The sequence below is a fragment of the Halobellus sp. Atlit-38R genome (genome assembly GCF_003665925.1).
GTDB classification, from domain to species: domain Archaea; phylum Halobacteriota; class Halobacteria; order Halobacteriales; family Haloferacaceae; genus Haloquadratum; species Haloquadratum inordinatus.
Genome location: NZ_QXIJ01000244.1, coordinates 1 through 494, shown reverse-complemented (window position 1 = coordinate 494; position 494 = coordinate 1). Strand labels below are relative to the sequence as shown.

Annotated in this window: 1 pseudogene; it reads right to left on the bottom strand. The window is 67.8% G+C overall.

Annotated features, from left to right (window positions below):
- A pseudogene (locus D3D02_RS19165) lies at positions 1 to 494 on the bottom strand (peptidylprolyl isomerase); the annotation flags it as partial.

Below are 494 nucleotides of genomic sequence, written 5' to 3'. Positions count from 1 at the left end.
CGATGTCGACGTCGCCGGCGCCGGCGCCGCCCATGCCGCCCATCATGCCGCCGAGACCGCCCATGCCGCCGCCCTCGATGACCTCCTCGATGACCACGCGGTCGAGGTCGAGGCGGTCCATGAGGTCCTGCGCGATCTGCTGTTTCTGGAACATCCACTGCTGGTTCATCTGCATCGCCTGCGTCGCCGTGACGTAGAGGACCTCCTTCTCGACCTCCTCGGTCTCGACGGTCTCCTCGCCGTCGTCGTCCTCGGTGACGGTCTCCTCCTCCTCGGTGACCGTCTCGATGCGGACCTCCGGCGCCTCCTGGAGGTACATGCCGAGCATGCCGGACGCCTGCTCCTCGCGGTCGTCGATGACTTCGAGGATCTCGTACTCGTACTCGAGGTCCTCGCCGGCGAGCGGGTGGTTGAAGTCGACGCGGGCGCGGCCGCCGATGATCGTCTCGAGGTGGCCCTGCTGGTTGTCGATCTGGACCTGCGCGCCGGGGTAG